The organism is Streptomyces sichuanensis (genome assembly GCF_020328095.1).
GTDB lineage: Bacteria > Actinomycetota > Actinomycetes > Streptomycetales > Streptomycetaceae > Streptomyces > Streptomyces cinnamoneus.
In genome coordinates, this window is sequence record NZ_JAIXMK010000212.1 from 1 (window position 1) to 6,525 (window position 6,525).

The 6,525-nt window shown below is 76.8% G+C and carries 6 protein-coding genes and 1 pseudogene; 3 read left to right on the top strand and 4 right to left on the bottom strand.

The window, feature by feature from the left end; all coding sequences use genetic code 11:
* The 3 genes from LE181_RS31160 to LE181_RS31170 form a co-directional block, all read right to left on the bottom strand.
* Positions 1-432 (bottom strand): hypothetical protein (locus tag LE181_RS31160; RefSeq protein ID WP_225664907.1); only part of this gene is annotated, 432 nt, incomplete at its 3' end.
* 107 nt (positions 433-539) lie between these two features.
* Entirely contained in the window at positions 540-1,475 is a 936-nt protein-coding gene (locus tag LE181_RS31165; RefSeq protein ID WP_225664908.1) for an oxidoreductase, read from the bottom strand.
* 83 nt (positions 1,476-1,558) lie between these two features.
* The gene (locus LE181_RS31170; protein WP_225664909.1) at positions 1,559-3,115 is read right to left on the bottom strand and encodes an FAD/NAD(P)-binding protein; all 1,557 of its coding nucleotides are present in this window, start codon (positions 3,113-3,115) and stop codon (positions 1,559-1,561) included.
* A gap of 137 nt (positions 3,116-3,252) precedes the next feature.
* Here LE181_RS31170 and LE181_RS31175 point away from each other — a divergent pair, with 137 nt between their 5' ends.
* Positions 3,253-4,239: an NAD-dependent epimerase/dehydratase family protein gene (locus LE181_RS31175; RefSeq protein ID WP_225664911.1), complete on the top strand. Its 987-nt coding sequence runs from the start codon at positions 3,253-3,255 to the stop codon at positions 4,237-4,239.
* A gap of 31 nt (positions 4,240-4,270) precedes the next feature.
* On the opposite strand, the gene LE181_RS31180 is transcribed toward LE181_RS31175, so the two are convergent.
* On the bottom strand, positions 4,271-5,263 hold the full coding sequence (locus LE181_RS31180) for a helix-turn-helix domain-containing protein (protein WP_225664913.1): 993 nt from the start codon (positions 5,261-5,263) through the stop codon (positions 4,271-4,273).
* A gap of 127 nt (positions 5,264-5,390) precedes the next feature.
* Here LE181_RS31180 and LE181_RS31185 point away from each other — a divergent pair, with 127 nt between their 5' ends.
* Both LE181_RS31185 and LE181_RS31190 read left to right on the top strand, forming a co-directional pair.
* Positions 5,391-5,780: a cupin domain-containing protein gene (locus LE181_RS31185; protein ID WP_225664915.1), complete on the top strand. Its 390-nt coding sequence runs from the start codon at positions 5,391-5,393 to the stop codon at positions 5,778-5,780.
* Positions 5,781-5,900: 120 nt separating this feature from the next.
* A pseudogene (locus tag LE181_RS31190) lies at positions 5,901-6,525 on the top strand (hypothetical protein); the annotation flags it as partial.

Sequence of the window (6,525 nt, forward strand, 5' to 3'; positions counted from 1 at the left end):
GGCCAGCAGGAACCCCCGGTCACGGATCATGTTGTTGATGAACGCCGACATCAGGTCGGCGCTGCGCACCCGCCGCGTGGTGATGAAACGGGCGGTGCCGGCGGAGCCCTCCAGCCGGTCGCACACCTCGCCGAGGCAGTCCAGGCCCTCCGGCGTCAGGATCTGCACGGGCCCGACGAGCGCGGTGTCGTCGACCGTGCCGTACCCCCGGTTGAGCTCGTGGGCGGCGTAACCGAAGTCCTGCAGCCGCAGCCGCGGCCCGCCGACGTCACCGGCCACGAAGCCGGGGCGCCAGCGCGGCTCGCCGGGCAGCTCCGTGCGCCGGCGGGGCCTGCGGGCCCGCAGCGCGTGGAGGACCTGGTCGACACCCGTGGCCATCCGGGGGTGGTTGAGGCCGCTGCTCCTGCCGGATCTCTCCCCTGCCGTCGTCATGAGCCGATTGCAGCGCCGGTTCCCGCGCCCGGCAAGAGCCCGGTTCCCGCCACGACGGCCGGGCGGCGTCCCCGCCCGCACGGTCCTGCGCCGGTGACGGCGGCGGATCAGCCGGGGGCGGCGGGCCAGCGGTAGCGCACACGGGTCAGGGCCTCGGAGATCTCCCACAGGCTCAGTGCCAGCGTGGGGTCGCCGGCCTGCAGCGGCAGCTCCACCGGGCCCGGCGCACCCCGCTGTTCGAAGTGACCTGTGGGTCCGTAGAAACCGCCCGGAGCGACGCCGGGGGACGTGGCCGCGTACAGCGACGGCAACGCCGCCCGGTCCACCGGCTGGCCGAACAGCCGCTCCAGCGCGACCCGCTCCAGCGCCCGCACCGGCGGCGGGGCGTACCGCTGCAGTCCGGTCCAGCTGACGCCCGGGTGCACGGCCACGCTCGTCAGCGCCGCCCCGGCGGCATCGGCCTGGCGCTGGAGCTCCAGGGCGAACAGCACGTTGGCCAGCTTGGACTTGGCGTAGGCGGCCATGGGCCGGTACTTCCCGGCGCTCTGCAGATCCGACAGATCGGCCAGGGGCGCCCGGGAGATGGCGCCGCTGACGGTGACCACCCGCGGGGCCGGCGCCCGCAGGAGGAGCGGCAGCAGCCGGCCCGTGAGGGCGAAGTGCCCCAGGTGGTTGACGCCCACGGTCAGTTCGAAGCCGTCCCCGGTCGTGCGGCGCCGGTGGACCCCCATCACCCCGGCGTTGTTGACGAGCAGGTCGACCGGGCGGCCGCCGTGCTCCATGCGGTGGGCGAAGCCGGCGACGGAGGACAGGTCGGCGAGGTCGACGAGGTCCGGCCGGACCCGGGCCCCGGGCACCTCGGCGGCGATGCGCTCGGCGGCCTGCCGGGCCCGTCCGGCGTCCCGGCCGGTCACGACGGTCTCGGCACCGGCCCGGGCCAGTTCGCGGGCGGTGACGTACCCGATACCGCTGCTCGCGCCGGTGACGACCGCCAGCCGGCCCTCCTGGCCGGGCATGTCCTCGGTGGTCCAGCTGTGGTGCATGCGCCTCCTCGGCGGCCGGTCGCGGACGGGCGACCGTATTGTCCGCCGCCCGGGCGGCCGTCAGGGGAAGGCGCGCCCGGCGCTCACACGCCGCGCACCGCCTCCGGCCGCACTCCCACCATGTCCTCCGCGATCTGCCGGGCCTGGCGCACCACGTTGCGCAGGTGGTTGGCGAAGGGGATCCGCACATGGGTGCCGACGCCCGCCACCCACACGGGCTCGGGCGGAGCCCCGGGCCCCCGCCGCACCCGCAGGTCGGCCTCCAGGTGGTCCACGACGCCCGTATCGCCCCGGGGGCCCGTCAGGTACAGCGTCGCGCCGTCACCGGAGCGGTGCAGGACCGGCGGGTGGAAGCCCGTGCCGTTGACGACGTGGTCGAAGCGCTCCGGCTCGGACTCCGCCCCGCGCCACCGCACCTGCCACGCCCCGTCCTCGAAGGCGACGGCGACCGGATAGGGATGGGCCAGCCGCAGCGCTCCGGTGGCGAAGTGCGTGAGCAGCCGGCGGGCGTTGACGACCGTCATGGCTGTGGCATAGCGGGAGACGAACCAGGCGAAGCGCTCCATGAGCGCCTCCCGGCGCGGCGCCGGCAGTGTGGCGCTCAGCGCGATGACCGCTTCGAGCGCCGCCACGACCACCCCGGGCCAGGCGCTGACGCCCGCGTCCACCAGGGCCGTCTCCTCCCGCAGCCGCTGTACCGGATCGGGCGCGGCCGAGGTCTGCCGGCGCAGCGGACGCCGGCTCAGCAGCCGCACGGCCTCGACCGTGCAGCGCTGGATCTTGTCCGGCAGCAGGGGGTCGTCGGGGTCGAGACGGGCGATGCGGTCGAGCGGAGGGAAGTCGCGTGCGGGCGCCCCCAGCGACACCCGCACGGACGGCAGCAGGCCCGAGGGGGAGGTCATGACGGTCCGGTGGCCGTCGCGGCACAGCACCAGCGCCGCGTCGACGGCCGACTGGCGGGTGCCGAGCACCAGGACGCGGCCGCCGGGCGGCAGCTCTCGGCGGAGCCGGCCGGCGGGGTAGGGGCTGTCGAGGTAGCGCGGATGGCCGGTGAGGCCCACGAAGCCGTCCGGGACGCGCGGCCGGTGGACGCCCGTGCAGACCACGACCGCGTCGGCCGCCAGCTCCGCGCCCGTGCTCAGCCGCACCCGCCGCCGGCCGTCCGGCTGTGTGCCGATCTCCTCGGCGCGGGCGCGCACGTGCCGCACCTCGACGCCCAGGGCGGTGGCCTCCTTGCGCGCCTGCGCGTAGCGGTCCTGGCAGTACTCGGCCATCCGGGCCCGTGGGACGCACTCCCGCGGCTCGCCCGTCCAGCCGTGCTCGCGCAGGTGGTGGACGAAGTCCGCCGGCTCCCCGGCCAGCAGGGAGTTGACCTCGGCCGCGCTGTTGCACAGCAGCAGCGGGTCGCGGTCGCCGAACGCGAGCCCCCAGCCGACCGGGTGCGGGTCCACCAGGTGGACGGACCGGACCCGCAGCGGCGCGCCGGCGCCGGCGCGGGAGAGCGCGCGGACCAGGTGCAGGAAGACGCTCGTGCCCGCCACGCCGGCGCCCACGACCACCACGTCCTGCCCGGCGCCGGACCCCTCCCGCCCCCCGGACGCCACCGCTTCCGCGTGTACCTCGTGCTCCCTGCGTTGCATGGACACCTCCCCTTCCGTACCTCACCCTGCCCGCGGGCCGGTTCCCGGAAGCACCGGGGCGGGGTTCAGCCATCGGCGATTCCGCTGAGAGCATGCGGGGCTTCCCCGGCGGCGGGCCGGCGGGCAGGGTCGTCGGCATGAGACTTCTGATGCTGGGCGGAACGGAGTTCGTGGGGCGCGCCGTCACCGAGGAGGCGCTGGCGCGGGGTTGGGAGGTGACGGTCTTCCACCGCGGGCGGCACGAGCCGCCGCCGGGTGCCCGGGCGCTGCACGGCGACCGCACCGCCGACGGCGGGCTCGCCGCCCTCGCCCACGGCACGTGGGACGTCGTCGTCGACACCTGGTCCGCGGCGCCGTCCGCCGTACGGGACGCGGCACGCTCGCTGGCCGGCCGGGCCGGGCACTACGTGTACGTCTCCAGCGGCTCCGTCTACCGCCACCCGCGCCCCGCCGGGCTCGGCGAGGGCGCCCCGCTGGTGGACGGCTCGCCCGACGCGGGCGACGAGGCGCCGTACGCGCAGGCCAAGCGGGGCGGTGAGCTCGCGGCCACCGCGGTCTTCGGCGACCGGGCGCTGCTGGTGCGGGCGGGCCTGATCCTCGGCCCCGGCGAGAACATCGGCCGCCTGCCCTGGTGGCTGCTGCGCATGGCGCGCGGCGGCCCGGTGCTGGCCCCGGGCCCGCGCGACCTGGGGTTGCAGTACGTCGACGTCCGGGACCTGGCCGCCTGGACCCTGGACGCCGCGGCCCGCGGCCTCGGCGGCCCGTACAACGTCATCAGCCGCCCGGGCCACGCCACCACGGGCGACCTGCTGGAAGCCTGCGCGCACGTCACCGGCGGCGTCGCACAGCTGTGCTGGACCGCCCCGGAGACGGTCCTCGCCGCAGGCATCGAGCCCTGGTCCCACCTGCCGGTCTGGGTGCCGCCGGGCGAGCAGCACGTGACCCTGCACCAGGGCGGTGTGGACAAGGCGTTCGCCGCCGGGCTGCGCTGCCGCCCGGTGGAGCGGACGGTGGCCGACACCTGGGCCTGGCTGCAGTCCCTGGGCGGCATCCCGCCGCACCGCGCCGACCGGCCGCCGGTGGGCCTGGACCCGGAGGTGGAGGAGAGGGTGCTGCGGGGCTGAGGCGCCGGCCGGGGCGGGCGCACGCCGTCGGTCAGCCCCGGCCGAAGCGCCTGCGGTACTCGGCCGGCCCGAGACCGGTGCGGCGGCGCAACTGCACCCGCAGACTGGACGCCGTGCCCAGCCCGCTGGCCCGGGCCACCGCCTCCAGAGCCATGCCGCTGTCCGGGCGTTCGAGCAGCCGGCGGGCGAGCGTCACGCGTTCGGCCGTGAGCCAGGCCAGCGGCGTCGTGCCGAGCTCGGCCCGGAACCTGCGGTGCAGCGTGGCCGGGCTGACCGACGCCCGGGCGGCCAGGTCCGCGACGGCGAGCGGCCGGTCCAGGCGCTGCTGCGCCCACGCGAGGACGGGGGCGAGGGAGGCGTCCGGCACGGCGGGCACGGGCCGTTCCACGAACTGCTGCTGGCCGCCGTCGCGGTGGGCGGCGAACACCAGGCGCCGGCTGACGGTGTTGGCCACCTCGGCCCCGTGGTCCCGCGCGATCAGGTGCAGCCCGAGGTCCAGCGCCGCGGCGCTGCCCGCCGCCGTGAGCACGTCGCCGTCGTCGACGAAGAGGACGTCCGGCGCGAGGCGGACGGCCGGGTGACGGGCGGCGAACTCCCCGGCCCAGCGCCAGTGCGTGGTGGCCCGGCGCCCGTCCAGCACCCCCGCCGCGGCGAGCGTGAACGCGCCGCTGCAGAAGCTCACCAGACGCGCGCCCCGCCCCGCGGCCCGCCGGACGGCGTCCAGGACCGCCGGATCGGGCGGCACCAGGGGATCGGGCCGGTTGGGCACGATCAGGGTGTCCGCCGCCTCGGCGGCCTCCGGGCCGGCCACACCGGACAGGGTGAAGAACCCCGCGTGCATCCGGACCTCGGGCCGGACGGCGCACAGCGTGAAGTCGTACCACGGCCGGTCGATCTCGGGGCGACGCAGACCGAACAATTCCGTGGCGACGCCGAGTTCGAAGGGGTTCGACCCCTGGTCGACGAGCACGGCCACGCGATGCGGCCGGTCGCCCGGGAGGTGTTGAGAGGATCCACGCGACATGTGCACATCCTGGCACTCGCGGAGCCCCCACGTCCCCGCCCATGATGACCGGGTGATCAACGAACGCACACCCGAAACCGAGAACACCGCACGTCACGACGGCAGCGGACGTGCCGGACCGACGGACCTGACGGCGGCCCTCGCCGGCTTCGACGACCTGTGGAGCCCGCGCATCGTCACCCGGGTCAACGACTACGACGTCCGGATCGCGAAGGTGGCCGGCGAACACCTCTGGCACGCCCACGACCACACCGACGAGTTCTTCATGGTGCTGGAGGGAGAGCTGCACATCGCCCTGCGCGACGGGGAGCCGGGCGAGGAGCGGGTGGTCGTGCTGCCGCGCGGCTCGGTGTTCGTCGTACCGCGCGGGGTGGAGCACAAGCCGTCCTCCGCGCAGGGGGCGTCGCTGCTGCTGTTCGAGCCGTCCGGGACCCTGACCGTCGGCGACCGTCACGACCCCGTGCCCGCCCACGTCGACGTCACGACCGGCCACGCCCTCGGCGCCCCGGCGGCCTGACGCGCCCGCCCCACCGGGCCCGCGCCGGTGCGAGCGTCATTCCGATGGCCCTTCCCCTGCTGCGCCCGGCGGCCGGGGCCAGTGGACTGGGGCCGGGGTTCCCGGAAGGGGTGAGGTGCGATGCACCAGTGGCGCGGCACCGTCGCGGCGACCCTCGTCGCCCTCACCCTCCTGGCCGCCGGGTGCAGCCCGGACACCGGCCGGCAGGGCCGCGGCAGCCGCACCTCCGCCGCCGCGCCCGCCGCCTCGGCCGCACCGCGGGAGCGGCGGCAGAGGGACCTGCCCGGGCTGCCGCCCGCCCTGGCCCGGCAGCGTCCCGCCTGGGAGGCGTGCGCCGCCGAGGACGCACCCCGGGGCGGCCGGGGCCCGCGCCCGGAGGCGGAGTGCGCCTGGCTCACCGTGCCCGTCGACTACGGCGCGCCCACCGGGCGGAGCATCCGGATCCGGGTCGCGCGCGTGCGGGCCCGTGCGCAGGACCGGCGCCTCGGCTCGCTCGTCTTCAACCCCGGCGGTCCCGGCGAGGCGGGGGCCGCCATGGTCGCCGGCGGCCTCTTCGAGGCCACGCCCGCGGTCATGGACCGCTACGACCTCGTCGGCTTCGACCCGCGCGGCATCGGTCGCTCGGCGCCGCTCGCCTGCCCCCAGGGCGCGGGCGGCGACCTCATCCCCCGCACCCGCGAACAGGCGGAGACGGAGTTCAAGGCGGCAGCCGAGCAGGGCGAGAGCTGCCGCAGGGCGAGCGGCC